Source organism: Sphingomonas sp. 37zxx (assembly GCF_000786205.1).
Taxonomy (GTDB): domain Bacteria; phylum Pseudomonadota; class Alphaproteobacteria; order Sphingomonadales; family Sphingomonadaceae; genus Sphingomonas.
This window is the reverse complement of sequence record NZ_JROH01000051.1, coordinates 1-24,294: the sequence shown is the minus strand read 5'-3', so window position 1 is coordinate 24,294 and position 24,294 is coordinate 1. Positions and strand designations below refer to the sequence as shown.

The window sequence follows — 24,294 nt, the reverse complement described above, 5'->3', positions numbered from 1 at the left end:
AACTCGTCGCGGCCCTCACCGGATGGATACTCTTTTCCCGCAATCCGGCCCATTTCCATGCGTAATCTGCCCGACATCATAGCGCGCGCCGGTGTGCGGACTACGCTGGCTGTGCTTAAAATGTGCTAAAGCAGCCTGCCCCGCGGGTAGTCACAAACGGTTAACGTCTTGAGATTGCTGAGAAGGAGAAAAACCGGGTGCTAGCACTGTGCTAGCGTAGCTTCAGCTCAGGGATAGAGCGAGGGTTTAGGCAAGTCGCTGTTTTTACAAGGAAAAAATGGTGCCCGAGGACGGATTCGAACCGCCGACACTGCGATTTTCAGTCGCATGCTCTACCAACTGAGCTACTCGGGCACGCCCGAACGGCACGTCGGGGAGCGCGGGTCTTAGTCGCGCTCGCCGGACGTGTCCAGTCTGCTTTGTGCGCCTTCTGCATCATCGGGATCAACATGCTCCCCGGGAATGCGGTACCCCTCGCCCAGCCATTGCAGCAGATCGCGATCCTTGCACCCGCGCGAGCAGAAGGGCTTGTGATCGGCGGCAGTGGGTTGACCGCATACGGGGCAGCCGGAACGCCGGGCCATTATCGATTCTCCTGTCGTGTCTCGAACCGCGTGGCACCGCCGGTGCGCCGGGCAAGCTCTGCCAACCAGTCGGGCTGGCGCGCCAGGCGGCGGGCGATCGCTTCGTCGACGATATGGGTGGCAGGTGGCGGCGGGGGAATACGTTCGATCGTCCGCAACAATGCCCGTGCGGCATATCCCGCGCGGTCGGCGGCAATCGCCTCGGGCAGCGAGGCGCGCTCGCGGCGGCGGACGACCTGGAGGAAGCCGAAACCGTTCATCGCGGTACGCTCAAATGGCTGCGGCAGCGCGGCGTCGATCGCGTCGGCGACCGCCTGGCGCTCGGCCTTGTTGGCAAGCGTCGGAAAGTCGATGCCGATCGAGCCGCCGATGCCGTGCCGCTCGACCGCGCGCGCGACGGCGTGAGCGGCGGCGATCGACAGCGGGCCGTGTGGCGGCGCGCCATCGACGTCGAACAACGTCATCGCCGGGGTCACCGCCATGCGCAGCCAGCCGCCGGGGAAGGCGATGTCGCCGCTGACGGCTTCGTCAAGGACTTCGGACCAGCCCGCATCCTCAAATGCGTCAGCTTCATGCGCGCGGCACTGGCGCACCGGCAGGCCGGTGGCGGTGATTCGCGCCAGCAGGTCGGGGCCGGGCTGCGGCGCGCCCTCCCCCGGCACCGCCTTTGGCAGGCGAAGCTTGCCGCGTTCAACAATGCCTTCGCGGACGATGCGGACGGTCAGCGCCGCGCCCTGGGTCATGCCGGCGGGAACGGGTTCGAGCAGCGCGTCGCCGCCGCTGTCGAGCGACACCTTCGCGGTGCGCGGGCCGGTAATCTCGGTCAGGCGGGCGCGGTGGATGCCGCCGATTCGCGGGGTATCCACCGCGACTTCGATCCGCGCTTTCCAGATTTCACCGCGCGATACCAGGATCGCGCGGGATTCGCCGATACCGGCTTCGTACAGCCACTCAGCCAAGGATCAGCCCGGCGCTTTCGAGCAATGCCCGCGTCTCGAACAGCGGCAGGCCGACGACGCCCGAATGGCTGCCCGACAGGAAGCGGACAAACGCCTCGGCGCGGCCCTGAATCGCATAGCCGCCCGCCTTGCCCAGCCCTTCGCCGCAGCCAAGGTAGCGTTCAATTTCTTGCGGGGTCAGCCGCTTAAAGGCGACGACGGTGTCGGCGATTCGGGTGCGAGCCTTGCCATCGGCACCAATCACGCAGATCGCCGACAGGCAGTGGTGGCGGCGGCCCGAAAGCTTGGTCAGCAGATCGCGCTGAATGTCGAGCGTGTCGGCAGGCGGCAGGATGCGGCGGCCAAGCGCGATGGTGGTGTCGCCGGCCAGCACGACCTCCCCCTCGCCGCGCGGGACCGCCTTTGCCTTGGCGATGGCGAGGCGAAGCGCATAGGCGCGCGGCACTTCGTCCTTATGCGGGCTTTCGTCGATGTCGGGCGAGACGACACGCACGGGCACCGCGCCGATCCGCGCCAGCAGGTCGCGGCGGCGGGGCGAGGATGAGGCGAGGACAAGGTTCATGGTTAGCCTATCTGGCCGAAACCATCCGTCCCGACCACCAACCGCTATTTGAAGCGATAGGTGATCCGGCCCTTGGTGAGGTCATATGGGGTGAGTTCGACAAGCACTTCGTCGCCGACCAGCACACGGATGCGATTCTTGCGCATCTTACCGGCGGTGTGGCCCAGAATCTCGTGATCGTTTTCGAGCTTGACCCGGAACATCGCGTTGGGAAGCAATTCCACCACGCGGCCGCGCATCTCAAGCAATTCTTCTTTAGCCAAAAATAGTCCTCATGGGTTCGCAAAGTGCGCCGGGCCATACGCGCTATAGCGCGAAAAGGGAAGGGTTCGCCGCATTGGGCGACGTGGACAAAGTAAAGACGGGTGATGCGTTCCGCATACCGTCCCGCGCCAAGGGTTAGCGCCAGGGAGTGTCGATGGGTGCGGGATGCGCAGGGTGCCGGACGATTCGAAAGAGCGGGTGGCAATGGTGGCAACTTGGCAGCGTGCAGGAGAGGGGGAATGGCACAGTCATCCTCAAATTAGGGCCACACTCCTTAGCGAATAGTCCAAGGCAATTGCGCACGAAATGCCAAAGCACGGTCAACCCGCATTAAAGGACGATGACGCCCGTATCGGAAATACCTCAAGGGTTGATCTCAACCATTTATATTATGTACTCCGTTGTTGCGCCCTTAGCGTATGGTTCGAACTAGCGTGGGTTTCAGCTCTATTATCATTCGCTTATCGTCACGCTCCTGCGCTATCTCATACTCAAATTCTATCAACGTAATAGCGGCAGCTATTCGGTGAATGGCCTGAGAATGCTTGCAGGCTAAATGAACCCGACTTAACTTCCGAAATCGCCGCCTCTGCCCGTTTGGCCGTCTGGAAGCTACTGTATTAAAGTCTGCATCGTCAGTAAGGAGAATTGCTGATAAATCCTCCGCAACCTTCGCAACGATTGGATCTTGTGTTCCTTCTGGGATTTTTTGTTTTGCCCGAATCACCTCGTGACCACGCTCTTCGAGGAACTGGCTGACGGACTCCGTCACGCATTCATCCGCTAGAAACGTCAAGCGGCGAAGCGTAGTCAGGCGGCTACCTTCATCGCGTTCCGTACGGCGGCGATGTCCAATCGATCAATTGAGGGGTACTCCGACAAAATGGTAGCATCTGAGCAGCCATCTTCGAGAAAGCTCTCTATTGCTCTGACCGGGATGCGTGTGCCCGCAATCACAGCCGCATTGTGTGCAACATAGCGCCGTCGTTCGATGGTGCCAATCTTAGCTTGATCCCGATTTCTAAGCTCCTCGGCTGCGCGAGCCACCTCCTCCGCTATAGTCGGCAGCGGGATATGGTTTCCGACTAGCTGACCATCTGCATCGCAAGGTGTCGTATCAAGGTCAAACACTACCTTCCGCTTCACAACCGCTAGTGGAATTTCTGACCAAGGCCGATTGGATCGCTTCGTGAGTTCAGCGGCAGCCTTGCGAAGCTCACTCAGTGGCACTCGAAACTGTTCAGTAAGGATGGCGAGCGTTCGAAGGCCGACGAGGTCTCGGAATGAATAGACCCTACTATATGCCGCGCCTCTATCCTCGTCATCCAGATGCTCAGGCGAAAAAAAACCCAGCTTGTCCCATCGCGTCAGGCGGGCTTTTGAAAGCCGGGTCACCCTCGCAACATGATCAACCCCGAACGCGCACAGGACATTGTCCGTCGCATCTACGACCGCTTTTCCTCCCCGTCCTGGCCGTTTCATTTAAGATTCCTTGGCAGTGATAGACAGCGCTTAATTTGATGAGCGCCTATGGATATGACGTTAACGCTTAAGGAGGAATTGCGCACTTGCAAATTAGAAGATTTTATAGCGCAAGGATAAGTATCGAGAGTTGCGGGCTTTCGCGCGCTTAGCACACCGTCCCAACGAGCGGACTCACCATCCCATTCATTCCATCGCCATTTGACGCGCAACACCCTTCCGGGGAACGATAATCCCGCTAGCGGGAATGGGGAATCAAAGAATCACCCCGCCAGCGCGGCCAGCAGCAATAGCGCGACGATATTGGTGATCTTGATCATCGGGTTTACGGCGGGACCGGCGGTGTCTTTGTACGGATCGCCGACGGTGTCGCCGGTGACCGCTGCCTTATGCGCTTCGCTGCCCTTGCCGCCGTGATTGCCGTCCTCGATATATTTCTTGGCATTGTCCCACGCGCCGCCGCCGCTGGTCATCGAAATCGCGACGAACAGGCCAGAGACGATCACGCCCAGCAGCATCGCGCCCAGCGCGGCAAAGCCCTGTTCCTGTCCCGCGACCGCCGTGACGATGAAATACACCGCAACGGGCGAGAGCACCGGCAGCAGCGATGGGACGATCATCTCGCGGATCGCCGCGCGGGTGACGATGTCGACGGTGCGCGCGTAATCGGGGCGCGAGGTGCCGAGCATGATGCCGGGGTTCGAGGCGAATTGTTCGCGCACGTCCTTCACCACCGCGCCCGCCGCGCGGCCAACCGCGGTCATGCCGAACGCGCCGAACAAATAGGGCAGCAGCGCGCCCAGCAGCAGCCCGACGATGACATAGGGGTTCGACAGGCTGAAATCGACAGTGAGTTCGGGAAAAAATTCGCGCAAATCGGTGGTGTAAGCCCCGAACAGCACCAATGCGGCAAGGGCCGCCGAGCCGATCGCATAGCCCTTGGTCACCGCCTTGGTGGTGTTGCCCACCGCATCCAGCGCGTCGGTGCGCTGGCGGACATCATCGGGCAGCCCCGCCATTTCGGCGATGCCGCCGGCATTGTCGGTGACCGGCCCATAGGCATCAAGCGCGACCACCATGCCGGCGACCGCGAGCAAAGAGGTGGCGGCAAAGGCGACGCCGATGATGCCGGCGAACTGATATGCCGCGACCACCGCGACGACGATCACCAGCGTCGGCAACGCGGTCGATTCGAGGCTGATCGCCAGGCCCTGAATCACATTGGTGCCGTGGCCGGTTTCGGATGCCTTGGCGATCGAGCGGACCGGGCGATGATTGGTGCCGGTATAATATTCGGTGATCCACACCAGGAGGCCGGTGACCGCCAGCCCGATCATCATGCACCAGAACAGGTCCATGCCGGTGAACGCCATGCCGCCGATCGCCTCGGCCCCTAGCGTGGCTTCGGTGGTGAGGCCATCGGTTGCCGGATCGAGGAAGCCGGCCCCGCCAATCACCGCGTGCATATCGCCCAGCACATAGGCGGTCGCGCCATAGATTGCGGGGACCGAGAGCAGGATCGTCGTCCAGAACCCCTTGTACAGCGCGCCCATGATCGACTGGCTGCTGCCCAGCCGCACCATATAAGTGCCGATGATCGAAGTGATGATGCACACGCCGCCGACGAGCAGCGGCAGCGCCATCAGCGCCAGCAATTGTTCGGTCGGCGCGCGCACCAGCAAGGCGATCGACACCATCGTCAGGCCGAGCGTGACGACATAGGTTTCAAAAAGGTCGGCGGCCATGCCGGCGCAATCGCCGACATTGTCGCCGACATTATCGGCGATCACCGCGGGGTTGCGCGGATCGTCCTCGGGGATACCCGCCTCGACCTTGCCCACCAGATCGGCCCCGACATCGGCGGCCTTGGTAAAGATGCCGCCGCCCAGCCGCGCAAAGATCGAGATCAGCGATGCGCCAAACGCCAAGGCGGTGAGCGTGTCGATCACCCGGCGACCATTGGGGGCATCCCCCGCGACCGCAACGAGATACCAGAAGATCCCCGCGATCGAGAGCAGCCCCAGCCCCGCCACCAGCATGCCGGTGATCGCACCCGATCGGAAGGCGAGCGTCAGGCCACCCTGAAGCGAGGTGCGCGCAGCCTCGGCAGTGCGGACATTGGCGCGCACCGAAATGTTCATGCCGACATAGCCAGCAACCCCCGACAGCACCGCGCCGATGAGGAAACCGATCGTCGAATAGATGCCAAGCGTTGGGAGCAGGATCACCGCGACGATCGCGCCGACAATGCCGATCGCGGTATATTGCCGGCCAAGATACGCCTTGGCCCCTTCCTGGATCGCGGCGGCGATGTCCTGCATCCGGGCGTTGCCGGCGGGGGCGCGGATGACTTGTTGCGCGGTCACGAAGCCATAAAGCACTGCGACAACGCCGCAGAGCATGGCGAAATAGACGATCGTCATATCGCAGATGGTCCCTCTTCCTGAAGGTGCCGCCGCGGTCTGGTGCCGCATTCGGTCACGCTGGCGCGAATAGAGACCCAAAAATGGGGCGCGCGCAAGCCTTTGCCCGATTGCGCGGTGGCTCAGCCGTGCTGATAGCCGATGCGCGGCGGGAGGGCGACGGACTCGCCGGCGTCGGTGAGGGTCAGGCCGCTGCCTTGCGCGAAGCTGCCGACACAGGTGGCGGGGACCGGCGGCATGGTGCCGGGGGGAAGCGCGAAGAGGAGTTCATAATCGTCGCCGCCGGTGGCTGCGGCAAGGCGCGCTTCGCGATTGGTGCCGACATGCGCGGCGTAAGCGGGCGATAGCGGGACCGCCGCAAGGTCGATCATTACCGCGCAGCCGCTTGCCTGCGCCATCCGTGCGGCGTCGATCAACAGGCCGTCGGAGACGTCCATCATCGCGCTGACTTGGGAGGCCAGTACGCGCCCCTCGGCCAGGCGGGGTTGCGGGCGGCGATAGGCGGCGAGCAGCTCGGGCGGCCCATGTTCCCCTATCGCGATCGCAAGGCCGGCGGCGGAATCGCCGATCGTGCCGGTTACCCAGAGCGCATCGCCAATGCGCGCACCGCTGCGCGCGGGGGGCGCGGTAGCACGGCCGATCGCGGTGAGTGACAGCGTGCGCGGACCGTTGGCGGTGACGGTGTCACCGCCGAGGATCGGGCAGGCAAAGGTTTGGCATACCTCGCGCAGCCCTTCGAGGAAGCCACGGTCCCAGCAGTCATCGCCAGCGAGCGGATAGCCGAGCAGGATGCCGATCGGCACCGCGCCCTTGGCGGCGAGATCGGACAGGTTCACCGCGACCAGCTTCCAGGCGATGTCGGCGGCGGGATCGGTGGCGAGGAAATGGATTCCCTCGACCACCAAATCCTTGGTGAGAACGAGGTCGCCGAGCAGCGCGGTGTCGTCGGCGAGCCCGCGCGCGCCTGCGTGCAGCGGGAGGCTGCGGAGCGCGGTGAGGAAGGTGGATTCGTTCATGCGTCCAAACCTTCTCCCGCTGGCGGGAGAAGGATAGCGCAGCTTGGATGAGGGTAGTGCCGAGCCTTGGGCTCGCGCGGTCGCAAGGGCGACCGCGGCACCCTCACCCAGCTTCGACTAGGTCCGCGTGAAGAACGCGAACCAAGTCTGCGCAACCCTCTCCCGCTTGCGGGAGAGGGAAGGGTCACGCGCGGACTTCCTTGGCCACCGCGTCCAGCAGGCCGTTGACGAACCCCGCTTCGCGCTTGTCATAAAAGGCATGCGTCACATCGAGATATTCGCTGATCACCGCGCCGGTCGGCACATCGGCGCGTGCGAGCAACTCATAGGTGCCCGCACGAAGAATCTGGCGCATCGGCTTGTCGAGGCGGTCGAGCGTCCAGCCGGTCGCCAGCTTCGCCGCGACGATCGCGTCGATCTCTGCCCCCCGCGCGGTGGTGCCCTTCACGATGTCGTCGAAGAACAGCACGTCGGCGTCGATATATTCGGCGTCCTCGATCGTCGCGCCCAGCCGGTGCTGGTGGAATTCGTGGAGCAACGCGGTGACCGCGGTGCCCTCCATCTCATGCTGGTACAGCGCCTGGACGGCGGCGAGACGGGCGGCGGTGCGCGCTTGGGTGCGCGAACGGGGATTGGGGCTGGTCATGATGGGGTCTCTCTACCCCGTTTATGCCAAGCTTGTCGAAGCACCGTCCTTGTCTTTCGGCAGAAAGAAGAACGGCCCTTCGACAGGCTCAGGACGAACGGGCGGGGTTCAGGTGTTGGTGAGCCGGATCGACACCGACTTGGCGTGCGCGGGCAGCCCCTCCGCAGTGGCGAGTGCCACGGCAGCGGGGCCGATCGCGGCGAGGCCGGCGGGGTCGAGCGCGAGGAAGCTGGTGCGCTTCATGAAATCGAGCACCGACAAGCCGCTGGCGAAGCGCGCCCGCCGGCCGGTGGGCAGGACGTGATTCGGCCCGGCGACATAATCGCCGACCGCCTCGGGGGTGTGACGCCCCAGGAACACCGATCCGGCGTGGCGGACCTGCGCGAACAAAGCTTGCGGATCGTCGACCGCAAGTTCGAGATGTTCGGGCGCGAGACGGTTCACCAGCGGGATCGTGTCGTCGAGGCTGGGCACGACGATGATCGCACCATTGGCGTCCCAGGCGCGGCGCGCGACCTCGGCGGTCGAAAGCTCGCCGATTTGGGCGTCGACTGCCTCGGCCACCGCGTCGGCGAACGCTGCGTCGTCGGTGAGCAGGATCGACTGGCTGGTCGGGTCGTGCTCGGATTGGCTGAGCAAATCGGCGGCGATCCATTCGGGATCGTTGCGGCCATCGGCGACGACGACGATTTCGGACGGCCCGGCGACCATGTCGATACCGACGACGCCGTAGAGCTGGCGCTTGGCCTCAGCGACCCAGGCGTTGCCCGGGCCGCAAATGACGTCGACCGGGGCGATCCGATCGGTGCCATAGGCGAGCGCGGCAATCGCCTGCGCGCCGCCGACGCGCCAGATTTCGGTGATGCCCGCAAGTTCAGCGGCAGCCAGGACGAGCGGATTGACCTCGCCATCGGGGGTCGGCGTGACCATCACAATCCGCTCGACCCCTGCGACCTGCGCAGGAATGACGTTCATCAGCAGCGACGAGGGGTATGCCGCGCGACCGCCGGGAACATACAGCCCGGCGGCATCGACCGCGTTCCAGCGCGCGCCGGTGCGGACGCCGTGCGCGTCGGTGGTGTCGCTGTCGGCGGGGCGCTGTTTCTGGTGATAGGTCGTGATCCGGTCGCGCGCGAGTTCGAGCGCGGCGCGAAGATCGGGGTCGAGCGAGTCGAGCGCCGCCCTGGTTGCCGAACGCTCGATCCGCCAGCCGGTGGTGTTGAGGTCGTGGCGGTCGAACTTGCTGGTGAAGGCGTGGAGCGCGGCATCGCCCTGTTCGCGCACGCTGCCGACGATCATCGCGACATCGCGCGAGACATCGCTATCGGCCTCGCGCCGGGCGTTGACGAGCGCGGTGAAGTCGGCGGCGAAGCGCGGCGCAGTGGAATCGAGGCGGATCACATCCCCCTCCCGCTTGCGGGAGGGGTTAGGGGTGGGGCTATCCGCATTCCCGCCGTGTGGTCGTTCGCGGCTGGCGACGCCCCACCCCCGGCCCCTCCCGCAAGCGGGAGGGGGGCAGCAGTAGCCCGCCGGAACGCATCGACCAACGGCACGACCGCCGGCTTGGTCTTGAACGCCGCGCGATTGACCACGAGGCGCGATGAGACTTCGGCGATTACTTCTACCTCGACCAATCCGTTTTCCTTGAGCGTTCGGCCCGACGACACCAGATCGACGATGCGCGGTGCCAGGCCCAATATCGGGGCCAGTTCCATCGCGCCGTTCAGCTTGACGCATTCGGCCTGCACCCCGCGCGCGGCGAAGTGGCGGCGGGTGACGCCAGGATATTTGGTGGCGATGCGGACATGGCTCCAGCCGCGCGGATCGTCCTGTGCCGCCAGGTCTGCAGGTTCAGCGACCGACAGCCGGCAATGGCCGATGCCGAGGTCGACCGGCGCGTACAGCTCCGAATAAGCGAATTCCATCAACACGTCCGATCCGACGATGCCAAGCTGTGCCGCGCCGTGCGCGACGAAGGTGGCGACGTCGAATGCGCGCACGCGGATCAGGTCGATATGCGCGACATTGGTCGAAAAGCGCAGCGCGCGGCTATTCTCGTCGGAAAAGGCGGGTTCGGGCACGACGCCGGCCGCCGCCAGTAACGGCAGCGCCTCAGCGAGGATCCGGCCCTTGGGCACGGCGATGATGATCGGGTCGGTCATGGAATGCGGCGCTTTACGTGGGGGGTGGAGCGAGCGCAACAAGGGCGGGGGGCGGTATGCTGCCCCCCATTGGGTCTTTTAGTTCGCCGCCAGCCAATCGCGGATCGCGGCGTTTACCGCTTCGGGCTTTTCCCAGGGTACGAAATGGCCGGCGTCTTCGATGCGGACCACGGTGAGGTTGGATACCAGCGCGTCCAGCCCGTCCAATTGGCACGGCAACAACGCGCGATCGTGCATCCCCCAGATTACCAGGGTCGGCATGGTGACCGGCGGAAACGGCGCGTCGAGAAACGGCGCGCGCGCGGCGGCTTCGTCCATTTCGGGCACCTGGATCGCGCTGGCGCGATACCAGTTGAGCATCGCGGTGATCGCGCCGGGCTGTGACCATTCGTCGAGATAGGCGGCTTTTTCGGGTGCAATCAGCGCCGGATCGACATGTTTGGCAAAGCTGGTGTCGAAAAACACATCGAGCCCGATCCGGTCGATATGACCTTCAAGCTCGGGATTGCGGAAGGCGCGGATATATTGGCTGGCGGCGCGCTGCGCCGGGTCGTCGAGGACGCTTCGCTGAAAGATCAGCGGATGCGGCGCGTTGAGGATGATCAACCGCTCGATCCGCTCGGGATGCCGCAGCGCCGCCATCCAGGCGATCGCGCCGCCCCAGTCATGCGCGACCAGCGTGAAGCGATCGACGGCGAAATGATCGGCGAGCGCGATCAGGTCGGCGACCGGCTTTTCGGGGGTGTATTGATCGACCCCTTGCGGCTTGTCCGATCGCGCAAAGCCGCGCTGGTCGGGCGCGATGCAGAAGTGATCGCGCGCGAAATCGGGAAATTGATGCCGCCAGGTGCGGTGCGATTCGGGGAAGCCGTGAAGGAAGATCATCGCCGGATGCGCGGGATCGCCCGCAGTGGCGACGTCGAGGCTGATGCCGGTGGATAGTGCGATGTGCTGCATGGATTCGCCTCTCGCTATTCTACCCCCCTCCCGTTTGCGGGAGGGGTCGGGGGAGGGCTTGTTATCGCCCTATCTGCTCGCCCCAGGACATGCCCTCCCCTAGCCCCTCCCGCAAGCGGGAGGGGGATGGTCAGGGATAGCTTACCGTTTTTGGCACTTCGGGGATCGGGATCGATTCTTGCTCGTCGCCGGGGACTTTGGCGAAGCGGCCCGCTTTCCAGTCATGCTTGGCCTGGTTGATCCGGTCGCGGCTCGACGAGACGAAGTTCCACCAGACGTGGCGCGGGGTGGCGAAGGCTTCGCCGCCGCACAGCATCGCGCGCGCGCCGCCCGCCGATCGCAGCGTCGCGCGGGTGCCGGGGCGCACGACGTAGAGAATCGTCGGTTCGAGCTTCATCCCGTCGAGCGCCGCGTCACCCTCGACCAGATAGAGCGCGCGTTCGTCGGCCGAATCGTCGATCGGCACGCTGCCACCGGGATCGAGTTCGATGTCGGCATAGATGGTCTGGGCATAGGTCGTGGTGGGTGCGGTCGCCCCCCATAGCGAACCCATGATGATCCGCGACCGCGCGCCCGCGCCTTCGAGCACCGGCAAGTCGGCGCGGGGAACATGCTCGAACGCCGGGTCGATCTCCTCGACCGCTTCGGGCAAGGCGAGCCAGGTCTGGATGCCAAATAGTTCAGGCCCTTTGGCGCGCTCCTCGCCCGGTGAGCGTTCGGAATGGACGATGCCGCTGCCGGCGGTCATCAAATTCACCGCGCCCGGCTCGATCACAATGTCGCTGCCCACCGAATCGCGATGGCCGATCGCGCCGGCGAACAAATAGGTGACGGTCGACAGGTTGATATGCGGATGCGGGCGGACGTCGATCCCCTGCCCCGCCGCCATCAGCGCCGGTCCCATCTGGTCAAAGAAGATGAACGGCCCCACCATCGTGCGTTCGCGATTGGGCAGCGTGCGGTGGACCTTGAACCCGCCCAGATCGTGGCTGACCGGCAGGATCGTTTGCAGGACAAGGTCGTCATTGGTCATGCGGCGTCCAATTCAGGATAATGGCGGAAGATGCCGTCCTGGTTGAAGCGGATGCGCCGATCGCTCGTAAGATAGCCGCGCACCCCCGCCAGATCGGCGACCATCGTGTGAACCCGCATGAGCGCGGGATAATCGGTTGCGAGCGTCGCCATCCGCTTTGGGAACATATAGCGAAGCCCCGCGACCACCTGAAACAGCGAGGTATCGGCATAGGTCCAGCGATGATCGATCAGCCATTCGCCATCATTGGCGGTGGCGGCATCTTCGAAATGGCCGAGGAATTTGGGCAGCCGTTCGGCGCGGAACTGCTCTGCGGCGCGCGCGGCTTCGGGGCGCTGCTCGTCATAATAGGCACCGCTGCCTACCGGGTGATGGACGTTATGCACCTCGGCAACGCAATCGGCGATCGTCAATTGCAACTGATTGAGCCACAGCCGATCCGCCATGCCCGAAGGTGCGAGGTGATGCCGCTCGCCAAGATATTGCAGGATGTTGGCCACCTGCGCGATCACCAGCCCGTCAACCTCTAGATAGGGCGGCGCAAAGGGGGTGCGACCGGCGCGATCGTTCAGATCGGCGAGCAGCGCGTCATCGCCCTGTTCGCGCGCGCAATCGACATAGTCGATACCGCCGGCCTCAAGCGCGAGCCGGACGAACTCGCCCCGCCCCTGCACGCCTGACCAATACCATAATTTATACGCCATTCAGCTTTCTCCCGGCGCGCGCACCTTCATGCGAAGCGCGTGGATCCGGGTGGCCAACAAATCGGCCAGCGCCTGGTTCACCAGCCGCTGGCGCGCGACTCGGTTGAGCCCGGCGAAGGCCGCGCTTTCGACTTCGACCGCGAAATGCGATTCGCCGCTGCCGTCGTCGCCGAGATGGCCGGCATGGAGATGGCTTTCGTTCACGACGGTCAGATGGGTCGGCGCGAGGGCTTGGCGCAGGCAGGCGGTGATCGCTGCCTCGACGGATGCGGTGGCGGGCTGGTTCATCGGGCCTATATAGCCTGCTTTGTTACAAATTGGGGAGCCGCGTGGCGCGGACCGAACGCAAAGACGGATCGACGGGCAGGTTTCACGGACGGGTGGAGGCCAATGGGCGGGTATGCGCGATGCCGGGCTGTAACGAGCCGGGCGAATTTCGCGCGCCGGCCCAGGAGGGCGTGCGCCGATCGGGCGACGGGCCGGCCCCCTATCGCTGGATGTGCCTGGAGCATGTGCGCGCGTTCAACGCCGGGTATAATTTCTTCCAGGGCATGAGCACCGACGAAATCTATGACGCGCAAAGGCCCTATGCCGGGTGGGAAAGCGAAACCCGCGCCTTTGCCACCAACGGCGCCGACCGGCCGCCGCGCTGGGCCGATTTCAGTGATCCGATGGACGCGATCGGCGCACGATTCCGCGAAAAGATGCGCGCGCAGCAACCGCGTGCGGATGGCCGCCCGCTATCGGGCAGCGACCGCGACGCGCTGTCGGTGCTGGGGCTTGGCACCGATGCCGATCGCCGCGCGCTTCGCCAGCGTTATGCCGATCTGGTGCGGCGCTTTCACCCCGACCGCAATGGCGGCGACCGCAGCTATGAACAGCGATTGCAGGAAGTAATCGCGGCATATCAGCATCTGCGCGCCGCGCCTGCTTTTGCTTGACCGGGGCAGCCGGCTGGTATTTCCATATGGGCCAAAGCACGGGAGTTTTTCCTTGCCAGTCGTCCTGGCCACCCTAAGTGCAGTGCTACTCATAATCGCGACGGTTTTTTAATGTCCAACATTCCCAATACCCAGCCCGATAGCCGCGAGACGACGATCCTCGACGCACCCGACAAGACCGTCGACGTGCGCGAGGTTTTCGGCCTAGACATCGACATGAAGGTGCCCGCCTTCAGCGAAGCCGACGAGCGGGTGCCCGATCTCGATCCCGCTTATGTGTTCGATGCCGACACGACGCTGGCGATCCTGGCGGGCTTCGCGCACAACCGTCGGGTGATGGTGCAGGGATTTCACGGCACCGGCAAATCGACGCATATCGAACAGGTCGCCGCGCGGCTGAACTGGCCGTGCATCCGCATCAATCTGGACGCGCATATCAGCCGGATCGACTTGATCGGCCGCGACGCGATCGTGTTGAAGGACGGCCAGCAGATCACCGAATTCCGCGAAGGGCTGCTCCCCTGGGCGCTGCAGACGCCCACCGCGTTGGTGTTCGACGAATATGATGCGGGCCGTCCCGACGTGATGTTCGTGATCCAGCGCGTGCTGGAGACCGAGGGCAAGCTGACATTGCTCGACCAGAACCGGGTGATCCGCCCCAATCCGTGGTTCCGCCTGTTCGCCACCGCCAACACGGTGGGCCTGGGCGATACCAGCGGGCTGTATCACGGCACGCAGCAGATCAACCAGGGCCAGATGGACCGCTGGAACATCGTCGTCACGCTCAACTATCTGCCCGCCAAGGTCGAGGCGCAGATCGTGCTCGCCAAATCGGGCGAATATGACAAGCCCGGCGGCAAGGAAGCGGTCGAGAACATGGTGCGCGTCGCCGAACTGACGCGGCGCGGCTTCATCAACGGCGACATTTCGACGGTGATGAGCCCGCGTACTGTGATCACCTGGGCCCAGAATGCGCTGATCTTCGGCGATGTCGGCTTCGCCTTCCGCCTGTCGTTCCTGAACAAGTGCGACGAGGCCGAGCGCGCGCTGGTGGCGGAATATTATCAGCGGGTATTCGGCAAGGATCTGCCCGAAAGCGTGGTGAAGAAGGGTTGAATATCGGCGAGGGTGGACTAACTTGGGTTAGTCCACCCGGAGACAGGCCATGAACGCCCCGACTACGATCGATTTCGTCAATGTCCACGATGCCAAGACCAATCTATCGAAATTGCTCGATCGCGCGCATGCCGGGGAAGAGATCGTCCTCGCCAAGGCGGGCAAGCCCTATGCCAAGCTGGTGCCGTTCATTCAGCACGAAAAGCCCAAACGACAACCGGGGGGATGGCCCGAATTGGCCAACATCCCGGATTCAGCGTGGTTCGATCCGATGCCGGAAAGCGAACTGGTGTTATGGGAAGGCAGCCGCTTAGAGAAACATGGCTTGTGACTGGATTTCTTCTGGATACCCACGCCGTCCTGTTCTGGTGGGCTGGCGGCGATAGGCTGGGGGAATCGGCTCGGACCGTCCTTCAGGACAGCGATGCAGCCTTCTTCGTGAGCGCCGTTAGCGCCTGGGAAGTGGCAACGAAATATCGGATCGGAAAACTGCCCGATATCGGAGATCCGTCGATCCAATATCCGCGCCTCATCGCGTCGAACGACTTCAGGTCGCTTGATGTCACTGCGGCGCATGGCCTGCTTGCCGGAACGCTGGCCGGCGAACACCGCGACCCCTTCGACCGGCTAATTGCCGCACAAGCGCTTATCGAGGAGCTCACGGTCCTGACCCGCGACCCTGAGATCGCCAAATTCGGCTGTAAGGTACTCTGGTAATGGCCACCGACACCCCCCTGGACCGGTTCCGCGACGTGCTTGGCGGCGCATCGCGCGCGATCGCCAATGATGCCGAGGTCGAACTGGCCTTCACCGCCGATGCGCCGAGCCAGGCGGGGCGCAGCATCAAGGTGCCGATGCCCGCGCGCGCGCTGCCCGCCGATCAGGTGGCCGAGGCGCGCGGCTTTGCCGATGGCTTTGCGCTGCGGCTCAAGCATCACGACGTGATGAAGCACGCGCGCGCCGCGCCCAAGGAGCCGGTGGCGCGCGCGGTGTTCGATGCGGTCGAAACCGCGCGGATCGAGGCGTTGGGGTCGAAGGGCTTTGCCGGCATCGCCGACAATCTGGAGCACAGCCTGACGCTGCGGATGAAGTCCGATCCGATCGCGCGCGCGCGCAACGCCCAGGAAGTGCCGCTGTCGACCGCGATCCAATTGATGGTGCGCGAGCGGCTGACCGGGCGGGCGGCCCCGGCCAGCGCGGCGCTTGGCCTGGGCCTCGTCGCCGACTGGATCGAAGAGAAGGGCGGGGCCGATCTCGACGCGCTGGCGCTGGCGATCGACGACCAGGACGCCTTTGCCGCGCTGGTCGCCAATTTGCTGCAAGATCTGGAGCTGACCGAGGGCGACATGACGCCCGATGATTCGGAGGACGGCGGCGCCGAGGACGAGGGCTCCGAAGACAGCGAGCAGGAAGAGGGCGAAGAAGAAGGCGACCAGGGCAGCGGCGAAGGCCAGGTCGAGGCGCGTGGCGAACAGCGCGACAGCGACAGCGAACAAGGCCAGGGCGAGGAGGAAGCCCCCTCCGACGCAATGGACGACATCGACGGCGACCCCGGCGACGATGGCGAGGACGGGATGATGCCCGTTCGCCCCAACCGGCCCTGGGGCGATATGCCGCCGCAGTTCGAATATAAAGCCTTCACCCGCGCGCATGACGAAGTGATCGCCGCGACCGAATTATGCGATGCCGAGGAATTGGAGCGGCTGCGTTCGTATCTCGACCAGCAGCTCGTGACCCTGCAGAGCGTCGTGACCAAGCTGGCCAACCGGCTGCAGCGGCGGCTGATGGCGCAGCAATCGCGTAGTTGGGACTTCGACCAGGAAGAAGGGATGCTCGATGCCGCGCGGCTGGCGCGCGTGGTGGTCAATCCGATGCAGTCGCTGTCGTACAAGCGCGAGCGCGATACCGATTTCCGCGACACCGTGGTCACGCTGTTGATCGACAATTCGGGATCGATGCGCGGGCGGCCGATCTCGATCGCGGCGATCAGCGCCGACATTCTGGCGCGCACGCTCGAACGCTGCGGGGTGAAGACCGAAATCCTGGGCTTCACGACTCGCGCGTGGAAGGGCGGACAGGCGCGCGACGCCTGGCTCGCCGCGGGCCGCCCGCCGCAGCCGGGGCGGCTGAACGACGTGCGCCACATCGTCTACAAACAGGCCGACGAGCCGTGGCGGCGCGCGAAAAAGTCGCTCGGGCTGATGATGCGCGAGGGGCTGCTGAAGGAGAATATCGACGGCGAGGCATTGCTGTGGGCGCACGAACGGCTGATCGCCCGGCCCGAGGATCGCAAGATCCTGATGGTGATTTCGGACGGCGCGCCGGTCGACGATTCGACGCTGTCGGTGAATTCGGGAAGCTATCTCGAGCGCCATTTGCGCCAGGTGATCGGCTGGATCGAGAATAAGTCGCCGGTCGGCCTGGTGGCGATCGGCATCGGCCATGACGTGACGCGCTATTATGCCCGCGCGGTGACGATCATGGATGTCGACCAGCTGGCGGGCACGATGATCGAACAACTCGCCAGCCTGTTCGACGACGAATGACCCCGGCAGGGGCGGTCACCGCGCCGCCGGGGGGCTTTGCCGGGCCGGTGAAACGATCAATCACAATCGCCGGCCACCCGACGTCGATCAGCCTGGAGCCGATATTCTGGGAAGCGCTGGAAGCGGCAGCGACAGCCCACGCCCTGCCGCTGAGCGCGCTGGTGGCACAGATCGACGTAGCCCGGATCGCCGGCGACACGCCGCCGAACTTGGCGAGCGCGATACGGAGTTGGTTGTTAGTGGAACGTAAGCCTTCGGTGAGTACCGCGGTTCAGGCAGCCTGGCGCTGAACTTGGTCTGGCCGCCAGTTCCAGGGCAACACGTCGGCGAGCTGGCTTTGCGGGATATCTGCGATGCGGCCGAGCACATTGGCAAGCCAGGCCTGGGGATCGATATCGTTGAGCTTTGCGGTGGCGATGAGGCTGAGCATGAACGCGGTGCGCTGAGGGACACCAGCATCTCCGGCGTGCGGGTAGCCCGCGAGTTGGACACACTGGTGCGCCTGTATGGCAAACCCGCTTGCATCGTCGGCGACAACGGAACCGAGTTTACCAGCAGGGCCATCCTGAAGTGGGCCAGCGAGAACCGGGTCGAGTGGCACTACATCGATCCCGGCAAGCCGCAGCAGAACGCGTTCATTGAATCGTTCGTTCATTGAATCGTTCAATGGGTCGCTGCGCGACGAGCTCTTGAATGAAGAGCTGTTCGACAGCCTGGCTGACGCCAGGCACAAGCTGGCTGTCTGGCGCTACGACTACAACAACGTCAGGCCGCACTCGTCGCTGGGGAACCGAACACCGGCACGAGCGCGTCGGACGTTCCTGCTAAATGGACACGTCACGTCCGACGCGCTTGTGCCGGTGGGGCAACACGAATATCAAACCGGCAGACTCTCGTTATGATCGCGGGACCAGCGGGGGGCAGGTCACTGCAGGTCAAGATTTCTTCAATGCTGAGTGTTTTTCGACGCGTGCGCAGGCGACGCCGATTGCGCTGCACCGCGTTGCTGCGCATGGTGCCTGCCGAACGATCGGGGATGCAATATGCGCGCGACTTTGGCCTTGATCTTGATGCTGGCGGCACCCGCCGCCGCTGGCGCGCAGCAGGCGCCGCCGCCCCGCGCGGTTTCGCCAGTCGCGGGCAGCGCGCAGGGCGAAGTATCGGTTACGATCTATAACAACGACGTCGCGCTGGTGCAGGACGTGCGATCGCTCGACCTGGCAAGCGGGCGGGTGCGGCAGAGCTTCCCCGATGTCAGCGCGCAGATCCGCCCCGAAACGGTATCGCTGGCGGTGTCCGATGCTGCGATTGTCGAACAGAATTTCGACTATGACCTGCTCAGCCCGTCGAGCCTGATGGAAAAGGCGGTGGGCGAGACGATCACCCTGGTGCGCACCAATCCCGCGACCGGCACCGAGACGCGTGAGCGCGCCAAGGTGCTCGCGGTCAATGGCGGCGTGGTGCTCGACATTGGCGGGCGGATCGAGGTGTTGCGCGACGACGGGTTGCCGGTGCGCGCGGTGTTCGATCGCGTGCCCGATTCGCTGCGCGCGCGCCCGACGTTGTCGGTGACGCTCGCCAGCACGCGCGGCGGCACCCGGCCCGCGCGGCTTTCCTATCTCAGCCGGGGGCTGGGCTGGAGCGCCGACTATGTCGCGCTGTTCGACGAGAAGAGCGGCACCGTCGACGTCCAGGGCTGGGTGACGCTGCGCAACACCAGCGGCACGACCTTCAACAACGCGCGCACGCTGCTGGTCGCGGGCGATGTCGGCGGCAGCGATGGCGGCGAGGACTACACCCCGCGGCAGCGCCGCTCGTATCAGGTGCAGATGCAACCCGGCACTGAAAGCGCCGACCGCGAACAGCTTGGCGACTTCTATCTCTATCCACTCGCCGAACGCACGACGATCGCCGACAAGCAGACCAAGCAGGTCAGCTTCCTCGACGCCAAGGGTGTCACCGCCAGTTCGGGCTATCGCTTCGAGAATGGCTGGCTCGGCACCGCCGACGAACCGCGCAGCGCGCAGACCATCCTGCGCTTCGCCAATGCGGGCGATGCCGGGCTGGGCGATGCGCTCCCCGCGGGTGTGGTGCGCGTCTATATCCGCGATGCGCGCGGCCAGCCGCAATTCACCGGCGAAAACCAGATCGGCCACACGCCGCAGGGATCGACGATCGCGCTGCCCACCGGCGACGCCTTCGACGTGAAGGTCCAGCCGACCACGCTGTCGCGCACCCGGCTGGGCGGCGATCGCTGGCGAACCGAAGTGCGCTATCGCCTCACCAATGCGCGGGCGCGGCCCGTTACGGTCGAGCTGGTGCAGTCGGGGCTAGACTGGGGCGATAACCGGATCATTGCCGAAAACCGCAAGAGCGAACGCCGCAACGTCGGCAGCGCGATATGGCAGGTGCCGGTGCCCGCCAATGGGGAGAGCGTGGTCACCGCCACCTTCGACACCCGCTACTGATGCGCGCTGCCGCCCTGTTTCGCGCGGCGTTGCTCGTGCTGGCGGCGACCGCGGCCAGCACGGCGATCGCGCAGCCGGTGGTCACCTCGGCGGGCCCGCAACGCATCGCGCTGACGGTGTATCGCGCGCCCGGGGGCAGCGGCGCGATCGACCTGCGCTTTCTCGGCGGCTTCGCGTTGGTCACCGAGACCCGCCGCGTCGCGCTGCCGCGCGGGGCGACAGTGCTGCGCTTCGAGGGCGTCGCCGAAGGAATCGTCCCCGTCAGCGCGGTGGTCGACGGCCTGCCCGGCGGGGTGGTCGAAAAGAACCGCGACGCGCGCCTGCTCTCGCCCGCGTCGCTGGTGGACGGCAGCCTGGGTCGGCAGGTGACGCTTACCCGCACCAATCGCGTGACCGGCCGCAAGACCAGCGAGGACGCGACCCTCATCGCCGGGCCGATCCCCGGCGTGGTGTTGCGCACCGCGACGGGGATCGAGACGCTGCGCTGTTCGGGGCTGCCCGAGGGCCTGTCCTATGGTGGCGTGCCCGCCGGCCTGTCGAGCAAGCCGGTGCTTAGCATCACCACCGTCAGCCCGGTCGCGCGCACCGTCACCGTCCGCTTGAGCTACCTCGCTTCCGGCTTCGACTGGCGCGCCAGCTATGTCGCCACGCTCGCCGCCGACCAGCGCTCGCTCGACCTGTTCGCCTGGCTGACGCTGGCGAACGGCAATGCCGAGATATTCCCGAACGCCGACGTCGCTGCGGTCGCGGGCCGGCTGAACCGGATCGCCACGCGGTCACTGCGTGCCGCCGCAGGGGCACTATCGCTCACCTGCTATCCGCTCGGCACGACGACATCGGATCTGCGCAAGCTGGAGTTCGAGCCCGCCGAAGAAATTATCGTCACCGCAAACCGTCTCATGGTGCCGCAGGCAATGGTCGTTGCCTCCGCGCCGCCGCCCCCGCCACCGCCGCCGCCCCCGCCCCCTGAGGATGTCGGCGACCTGAAGCTGTATCGTGTTCCCGAACGCGTGACGGTCGCCGCACGCGGGCAGAAGCAGGTCGCGCTGTTGGCGCGAAGCGCGGTGCCGTTCGAGCGGCGCTATCGGCGCCAGCTCTATCCCCGCCAGACGCTGCCGCCTTCGCCGACCGTCGCGGTGCTGGTCCTGCGCAACCGCACGGAGGACGGGCTGGGGCTGGCACTTCCATCGGGCGCTACCGCGACCTATGCCCGGCGCGGCGAGGAACATCTGCTGCTGGGCCTTGGCGCGCTCGACGACCGCGCCGAGGGCGAGACCTTCCGCCTTTCGGCGGGTGTCAGCACCCAGATACTGGTCGGCCAAACCCAGATTAGCCAGAACGAGACGGTAATCACTGCCAGCAATTCCTCGCGCCTGCCAGCAAAGCTGGAGGTGCCAATCGGGCAGGCAGGTCAGAAGATCGGAAGTGACAATTCGACGCTTGAAATCATCGACGGCATCGCAACCTGGTCGATTTTGCTAGAGCCAAATTCTCGAGCTGAATTGCGCATACGTTACTGAGTTCGGCGGATTTGGGTCTTTCATTCGCGGCGTTGGGTAGCTTTAAACACAGCGCAAGACATCAATGAGCGCCAATTTCATTCATAGTTCATCGTTGCGGTCAGACTATGAACGAACGGTCGGAGCTGGGAAGCGTGAAACCGTAGGCAATAACCGTAATTGGGTCGAGCAGGACGCGCTTCATCAATTCGGTTCGTGGCGTTTATGAAGCCGTCCAACCTATGGCAGGCACTGGCCGAGCGCGCTATTCCTGTTACTCTGGGGCGAGGGAGGTAACATGAGCCAGCTTCGAGGCGACGTTCTGGATTGGTTCGCGGCTCGGCGCGTTGCACCTGGCCGCGAGCTTGAGGTGTTGCGGGCCGCGGCAATGATACCGGCCCCCGCGCAGTGGCGGGTTTTCCTGGGGCAGCTCGCTCTGTGGCTGGGTACAGTCGCGCTTGCCGCAGCCGTGATATTCTTCTTTGCGTTCAATTGGGACGATCTTGGCCGCCTCGCCAAGTTTGGGCTGGTCGAAGCCGCGATCCTGGCCGCCCTTGTCGCCTACTGGCGCATTGATCTGGATGGGATGGCAGGCAAGGCGGTGCTCACTTTGATGAGCCTGCTGGTGGGCGCGCTGCTCGCATTGGCCGGGCAAGTTTACCAGACCGGCGCTGATACGTTCGAGCTTTTCTCTTACTGGGCTGCCCTGATTCTGCCTTGGGTCCTGATCGGCTGCTTCGCCCCCTTGTGGCTGATCTGGCTAGGTCTCGTGAACATTGCTCTGTTCCTATACTTTTCGCTTGGCCGGAGCAGCGAAACGTTACTCTGGGCCTTGTTCTTGGTGAACAGCGTGGCGCTCATCCTGTCGGAAGCGGCCCGCCGGGCCGGGCTTCCCTGGCTGCACGAGAGCTGGCCTCCGAGGCTGATCGCGATCGCGAATGCCGCAACCGCGACCGGGCTCATCGTCTGGGCAATCTTCGCCGGCAAGGGCGGCTCTACTCTCTTCGAAACCTTGGCCTATGCGGCATGGCTCGCAGGGTTGTACGTCTGGTATCGCCGTTTTCGCCCCGATCTCTTCATGCTGGCAGCAGGCCTGTTGAGCTTGATTATCGCGGTTGCGGCCATCCTGTCGCGCCACATGCTGGATCTGGGCGGCGGTGCCTACTTGTTCATCGGCCTCGTCGTGATCGGAACGTCAGCTGCCGGTGCGATCTGGCTGAAATCCATTGCGCAGGAACAGCCAGCATGAATGCCGCCGAGCTCTGGATCCAACTGAGCGCTGACGGATTGGTCGAAGGCGCGCAGCCTGATCCGGAGCCGTCCGGATCACCCTGGTTCGTCCGCGTGATGCTCGGCATTGCTGGCTGGATCGGAGCCCTGTTCCTGCTTATCTTCGTCGGGCTCACGCTATCGTCCATCATCGACGATGCCGCATCTTCCTTGATCGCAGGCGCAGCCTGCTGTGCTGGCGCCTTTGCCTTGTTCCGTGGCTTTGACGGGCAGGACTTTGCCGAGCAGTTCGCGCTGGCGCTCGGCCTAACCGGGCAGGCACTCTTGGTCGTGGGGCTGGCGCACCTCTTCAAGGCAGGTAACGCGGGCCTCTATCTTGCCGTCGCCGCGGCCGAGGCTACGCTGGTCTTGGTCATTCCCCATTTTCTTCACCGTCTTCTGGCTACTGGCGGCGCTGCGCTCGCGGTCGCGCTCGCGTTCAACCAACTGGCGTTCCAGGGCCTCGCTGCCCCGTTGCTGTGCGTCGCCCTTGCGGCGATCTGGCTCAATCCGGCAAGATGGGCGACCAGCGGGCGACTGTGGCGCCCGATCGGCTATGGGTTGGTGCTGGCGCTTTTGTTGACGGAGACGTTTCGCCTGTTCGGCACCGAAAATCTGTTCGGACGCGCCAGGGAAACCGGCTGGATGGCGCTCCACGTGCCGCTGGTCGGACGCGGCCTAACGGGCGCGGTGTTGATCTGGGTGGCTGCGGTCCTGTCGATCCGGGAGGGCTTCGCGCCCAACAGCCGCATTGTCCTGTTGGCGGTCGGTGCCGCCTCCTTGATGGCGATCCTGTGCATGATGGCACCCGGCCTTGGCTCTGCTCTTTTGATCGTGCTGCTGGGGTTTGCCGCAGGAAACCGATTGCTGATTGCGTTCGGCATCTTAAGCCTGCTCGGGTTCGCAGGCCATTTCTACTACAGCTTGCACGCTACCCTGCTGGCAAAATCCGGCATCCTTGCCGTCACTGGCTTCGGCCTGCTCGCCGCGTCCCTCTTCCTGCGCCGCAGTGCCGATCGTCTGGAGCAACCGCGAAATGCGTAAGGCGGTCGCGCTTGCTGCCGGGCTCATCATCCTGCTTCTGGTAAACCAGGGCATCTACCAGCGCGAACGCCTGCTGACCGACGGTCGCATCGTCTTCCTCGAGCTCAGCCCTGTCGATCCGCGCTCGCTGATGCAGGGCGACTATATGCGGCTGCGTTTTGCCGCCGCCGACCAGGCCTTTTCTCCCGGGCAGACGCAGCTTGCTGACGGGCATCTGGTCGTCGCCGTCGACCGGAGAGGCGTCGGTCAGTTCCGTCGCTTTGCCGATACCGGACGGCTAGGCTCTGACGAAGTCGCGCTTCAATACCGGGTCCGGGGCGGGCAGGCTAACTTTGCCACCAACGCCTTCTTTTTCGAGGAGGGGCAGGCGAAGGCTTTTGAGAATGCGCGTTTCGGCGAATTCCGGGTGGCGCCGGACGGGGCGATGATCCTAACCGGTCTGCGCGGCTCCCGTCTCGAACCGTTGCGTGGAGCTGCCAAATAAGCTGAATCATCATCCACAGATCGGCGCGACGAAAGACTCGCGGCTCACCGCAAGCAGCGTTCCTGAATGAATGGCCGGTTCCAGCGAGCGGCTCAGGCACTCTGAGCGTCGGCTTGTGTGAAGGATATCGGATGC

General features: G+C 64.5%; 26 protein-coding genes, 1 tRNA gene and 2 pseudogenes. 12 read left to right on the top strand and 17 right to left on the bottom strand.

Going from position 1 to position 24,294, the window contains the following annotated elements; translation table 11 throughout:
- Window positions 1–278 precede the first annotated feature (278 nt).
- The 16 genes from QU44_RS14795 to QU44_RS14735 form a co-directional block, all read right to left on the bottom strand.
- A tRNA-Phe gene (locus tag QU44_RS14795) sits at window positions 279–354 on the bottom strand.
- Window positions 355–386: 32 nt separating this feature from the next.
- Entirely contained in the window at window positions 387–584 is a 198-nt protein-coding gene (locus tag QU44_RS17895) for a DNA gyrase inhibitor YacG (protein WP_081988079.1), read from the bottom strand.
- Entirely contained in the window at window positions 584–1,543 is a 960-nt protein-coding gene (locus tag QU44_RS14790) for a ribonuclease (protein WP_033923154.1), read from the bottom strand. The genes QU44_RS17895 and QU44_RS14790 overlap by 1 nt, the downstream gene beginning before the upstream one ends.
- Window positions 1,536–2,105, bottom strand: coding sequence for a Maf family protein (locus QU44_RS14785; RefSeq protein WP_033923153.1), 570 nt, complete (start codon window positions 2,103–2,105; stop codon window positions 1,536–1,538). The genes QU44_RS14790 and QU44_RS14785 overlap by 8 nt, the downstream gene beginning before the upstream one ends.
- A 44-nt stretch (window positions 2,106–2,149) precedes the next feature.
- Window positions 2,150–2,368, bottom strand: coding sequence for a translation initiation factor IF-1 (infA, locus tag QU44_RS14780; RefSeq protein ID WP_033923152.1), 219 nt, complete (start codon window positions 2,366–2,368; stop codon window positions 2,150–2,152).
- Between the two features lie 413 nt (window positions 2,369–2,781).
- On the bottom strand, window positions 2,782–3,165 hold the full coding sequence (locus QU44_RS19000) for a DUF5615 family PIN-like protein (RefSeq protein WP_443018093.1): 384 nt from the start codon (window positions 3,163–3,165) through the stop codon (window positions 2,782–2,784).
- Window positions 3,166–3,179: 14 nt separating this feature from the next.
- Window positions 3,180–3,851, bottom strand: coding sequence for a DUF433 domain-containing protein (locus tag QU44_RS17890; protein WP_081988078.1), 672 nt, complete (start codon window positions 3,849–3,851; stop codon window positions 3,180–3,182).
- A gap of 263 nt (window positions 3,852–4,114) precedes the next feature.
- A complete protein-coding gene (locus QU44_RS14775) occupies window positions 4,115–6,274 on the bottom strand; it encodes a sodium-translocating pyrophosphatase (protein WP_033923151.1) in 2,160 nt (719 codons plus the stop codon).
- 122 nt (window positions 6,275–6,396) lie between these two features.
- A complete protein-coding gene (gene thiL / locus QU44_RS14770) occupies window positions 6,397–7,290 on the bottom strand; it encodes a thiamine-phosphate kinase (RefSeq protein ID WP_033923149.1) in 894 nt (297 codons plus the stop codon).
- 184 nt (window positions 7,291–7,474) lie between these two features.
- A complete protein-coding gene (nusB, locus tag QU44_RS14765; RefSeq protein WP_033923148.1) occupies window positions 7,475–7,936 on the bottom strand; it encodes a transcription antitermination factor NusB in 462 nt (153 codons plus the stop codon).
- A 108-nt stretch (window positions 7,937–8,044) separates the two neighbouring features.
- Entirely contained in the window at window positions 8,045–9,337 is a 1,293-nt protein-coding gene (gene hisD, locus QU44_RS14760; RefSeq protein WP_033923147.1) for a histidinol dehydrogenase, read from the bottom strand.
- Window positions 9,334–10,098, bottom strand: a complete 765-nt coding sequence (hisG, locus tag QU44_RS14755; RefSeq protein WP_081988077.1) for an ATP phosphoribosyltransferase — start codon at window positions 10,096–10,098, stop codon at window positions 9,334–9,336. The genes hisD and hisG overlap by 4 nt, the downstream gene beginning before the upstream one ends.
- A gap of 78 nt (window positions 10,099–10,176) precedes the next feature.
- Complete coding sequence (locus tag QU44_RS14750) at window positions 10,177–11,055, bottom strand: alpha/beta fold hydrolase (RefSeq protein WP_033923146.1); 879 nt, start codon at window positions 11,053–11,055, stop codon at window positions 10,177–10,179.
- A gap of 130 nt (window positions 11,056–11,185) precedes the next feature.
- On the bottom strand, window positions 11,186–12,088 hold the full coding sequence (locus QU44_RS14745; protein ID WP_033923145.1) for a pirin family protein: 903 nt from the start codon (window positions 12,086–12,088) through the stop codon (window positions 11,186–11,188).
- On the bottom strand, window positions 12,085–12,792 hold the full coding sequence (locus tag QU44_RS14740) for a glutathione S-transferase (RefSeq protein ID WP_033923144.1): 708 nt from the start codon (window positions 12,790–12,792) through the stop codon (window positions 12,085–12,087). Before QU44_RS14740 ends, QU44_RS14745 begins: the two co-directional genes overlap by 4 nt.
- Window positions 12,793–13,080 carry a BolA family protein gene (locus QU44_RS14735; protein ID WP_033923142.1) on the bottom strand — a complete coding sequence of 96 codons (288 nt, stop codon included), beginning with the start codon at window positions 13,078–13,080 and terminating at the stop codon, window positions 12,793–12,795. It abuts the gene before it with no gap.
- 41 nt (window positions 13,081–13,121) lie between these two features.
- Here QU44_RS14735 and QU44_RS14730 point away from each other — a divergent pair, with 41 nt between their 5' ends.
- From QU44_RS14730 to QU44_RS14705, 6 genes are all read left to right on the top strand, one after another.
- Window positions 13,122–13,733: a J domain-containing protein gene (locus QU44_RS14730; RefSeq protein ID WP_033923141.1), complete on the top strand. Its 612-nt coding sequence runs from the start codon at window positions 13,122–13,124 to the stop codon at window positions 13,731–13,733.
- Between the two features lie 111 nt (window positions 13,734–13,844).
- The gene (gene cobS, locus QU44_RS14725) at window positions 13,845–14,849 is read left to right on the top strand and encodes a cobaltochelatase subunit CobS (RefSeq protein WP_033923140.1); all 1,005 of its coding nucleotides are present in this window, start codon (window positions 13,845–13,847) and stop codon (window positions 14,847–14,849) included.
- 49 nt (window positions 14,850–14,898) lie between these two features.
- On the top strand, window positions 14,899–15,180 hold the full coding sequence (locus QU44_RS14720) for a type II toxin-antitoxin system Phd/YefM family antitoxin (protein WP_033923139.1): 282 nt from the start codon (window positions 14,899–14,901) through the stop codon (window positions 15,178–15,180).
- Complete coding sequence (locus QU44_RS14715; RefSeq protein WP_033923138.1) at window positions 15,177–15,566, top strand: type II toxin-antitoxin system VapC family toxin; 390 nt, start codon at window positions 15,177–15,179, stop codon at window positions 15,564–15,566. The genes QU44_RS14720 and QU44_RS14715 overlap by 4 nt, the downstream gene beginning before the upstream one ends.
- The gene (gene cobT / locus QU44_RS14710; RefSeq protein ID WP_033923136.1) at window positions 15,566–17,395 is read left to right on the top strand and encodes a cobaltochelatase subunit CobT; all 1,830 of its coding nucleotides are present in this window, start codon (window positions 15,566–15,568) and stop codon (window positions 17,393–17,395) included. Before QU44_RS14715 ends, cobT begins: the two co-directional genes overlap by 1 nt.
- Entirely contained in the window at window positions 17,392–17,685 is a 294-nt protein-coding gene (locus tag QU44_RS14705) for a ribbon-helix-helix domain-containing protein (RefSeq protein WP_033923135.1), read from the top strand. Before cobT ends, QU44_RS14705 begins: the two co-directional genes overlap by 4 nt.
- On the opposite strand, the pseudogene QU44_RS17885 reads toward QU44_RS14705, so the two are convergent.
- Window positions 17,667–17,840, bottom strand: a pseudogene (locus QU44_RS17885) (transposase domain-containing protein); the annotation flags it as partial. The gene QU44_RS14705 and the pseudogene QU44_RS17885 sit on opposite strands and share 19 nt — an antisense overlap.
- Between QU44_RS17885 and QU44_RS17225 the strand changes: the two are divergent.
- From QU44_RS17225 to QU44_RS14675, 6 genes and pseudogenes are all read left to right on the top strand, one after another.
- Window positions 17,838–18,297 (top strand): annotated as a pseudogene (locus QU44_RS17225) (integrase core domain-containing protein); the annotation flags it as partial. The pseudogenes QU44_RS17885 and QU44_RS17225 sit on opposite strands and share 3 nt — an antisense overlap.
- Before the next feature lie 141 nt (window positions 18,298–18,438).
- The gene (locus QU44_RS14695; RefSeq protein WP_033923134.1) at window positions 18,439–19,863 is read left to right on the top strand and encodes a DUF4139 domain-containing protein; all 1,425 of its coding nucleotides are present in this window, start codon (window positions 18,439–18,441) and stop codon (window positions 19,861–19,863) included.
- A complete protein-coding gene (locus tag QU44_RS14690) occupies window positions 19,863–21,383 on the top strand; it encodes a DUF4139 domain-containing protein (protein WP_052134907.1) in 1,521 nt (506 codons plus the stop codon). Before QU44_RS14695 ends, QU44_RS14690 begins: the two co-directional genes overlap by 1 nt.
- Before the next feature lie 277 nt (window positions 21,384–21,660).
- Window positions 21,661–22,611, top strand: a complete 951-nt coding sequence (locus QU44_RS14685; RefSeq protein WP_033923133.1) for a DUF2157 domain-containing protein — start codon at window positions 21,661–21,663, stop codon at window positions 22,609–22,611.
- Window positions 22,608–23,675: a DUF4401 domain-containing protein gene (locus QU44_RS14680; RefSeq protein ID WP_033923132.1), complete on the top strand. Its 1,068-nt coding sequence runs from the start codon at window positions 22,608–22,610 to the stop codon at window positions 23,673–23,675. The genes QU44_RS14685 and QU44_RS14680 overlap by 4 nt, the downstream gene beginning before the upstream one ends.
- The gene (locus tag QU44_RS14675; RefSeq protein WP_033923130.1) at window positions 23,668–24,159 is read left to right on the top strand and encodes a GDYXXLXY domain-containing protein; all 492 of its coding nucleotides are present in this window, start codon (window positions 23,668–23,670) and stop codon (window positions 24,157–24,159) included. Before QU44_RS14680 ends, QU44_RS14675 begins: the two co-directional genes overlap by 8 nt.
- Window positions 24,160–24,294 lie beyond the last annotated feature (135 nt).

Coding starts and splice junctions, on each gene's coding strand:
- QU44_RS17895 (WP_081988079.1), bottom strand. CDS start 584: ATGGCCCGGCGTTCCGGCTGCCCCGTATGCGGTCAACCCACTGCCGCC.
- QU44_RS14785 (WP_033923153.1), bottom strand. CDS start 2,105: ATGAACCTTGTCCTCGCCTCATCCTCGCCCCGCCGCCGCGACCTGCTG.
- QU44_RS17890 (WP_081988078.1), bottom strand. CDS start 3,851: ATGAAACGGCCAGGACGGGGAGGAAAAGCGGTCGTAGATGCGACGGAC.
- QU44_RS14775 (WP_033923151.1), bottom strand. CDS start 6,274: ATGACGATCGTCTATTTCGCCATGCTCTGCGGCGTTGTCGCAGTGCTT.
- thiL (WP_033923149.1), bottom strand. CDS start 7,290: ATGAACGAATCCACCTTCCTCACCGCGCTCCGCAGCCTCCCGCTGCAC.
- nusB (WP_033923148.1), bottom strand. CDS start 7,936: ATGACCAGCCCCAATCCCCGTTCGCGCACCCAAGCGCGCACCGCCGCC.
- hisG (WP_081988077.1), bottom strand. CDS start 10,098: ATGACCGACCCGATCATCATCGCCGTGCCCAAGGGCCGGATCCTCGCT.
- QU44_RS14750 (WP_033923146.1), bottom strand. CDS start 11,055: ATGCAGCACATCGCACTATCCACCGGCATCAGCCTCGACGTCGCCACT.
- QU44_RS14745 (WP_033923145.1), bottom strand. CDS start 12,088: ATGACCAATGACGACCTTGTCCTGCAAACGATCCTGCCGGTCAGCCAC.
- QU44_RS14740 (WP_033923144.1), bottom strand. CDS start 12,792: ATGGCGTATAAATTATGGTATTGGTCAGGCGTGCAGGGGCGGGGCGAG.
- QU44_RS14735 (WP_033923142.1), bottom strand. CDS start 13,080: ATGAACCAGCCCGCCACCGCATCCGTCGAGGCAGCGATCACCGCCTGC.
- cobS (WP_033923140.1), top strand. CDS start 13,845: ATGTCCAACATTCCCAATACCCAGCCCGATAGCCGCGAGACGACGATC.
- QU44_RS14720 (WP_033923139.1), top strand. CDS start 14,899: ATGAACGCCCCGACTACGATCGATTTCGTCAATGTCCACGATGCCAAG.
- cobT (WP_033923136.1), top strand. CDS start 15,566: ATGGCCACCGACACCCCCCTGGACCGGTTCCGCGACGTGCTTGGCGGC.
- QU44_RS14705 (WP_033923135.1), top strand. CDS start 17,392: ATGACCCCGGCAGGGGCGGTCACCGCGCCGCCGGGGGGCTTTGCCGGG.
- QU44_RS14695 (WP_033923134.1), top strand. CDS start 18,439: ATGCGCGCGACTTTGGCCTTGATCTTGATGCTGGCGGCACCCGCCGCC.
- QU44_RS14690 (WP_052134907.1), top strand. CDS start 19,863: ATGCGCGCTGCCGCCCTGTTTCGCGCGGCGTTGCTCGTGCTGGCGGCG.
- QU44_RS14685 (WP_033923133.1), top strand. CDS start 21,661: ATGAGCCAGCTTCGAGGCGACGTTCTGGATTGGTTCGCGGCTCGGCGC.
- QU44_RS14680 (WP_033923132.1), top strand. CDS start 22,608: ATGAATGCCGCCGAGCTCTGGATCCAACTGAGCGCTGACGGATTGGTC.
- QU44_RS14675 (WP_033923130.1), top strand. CDS start 23,668: ATGCGTAAGGCGGTCGCGCTTGCTGCCGGGCTCATCATCCTGCTTCTG.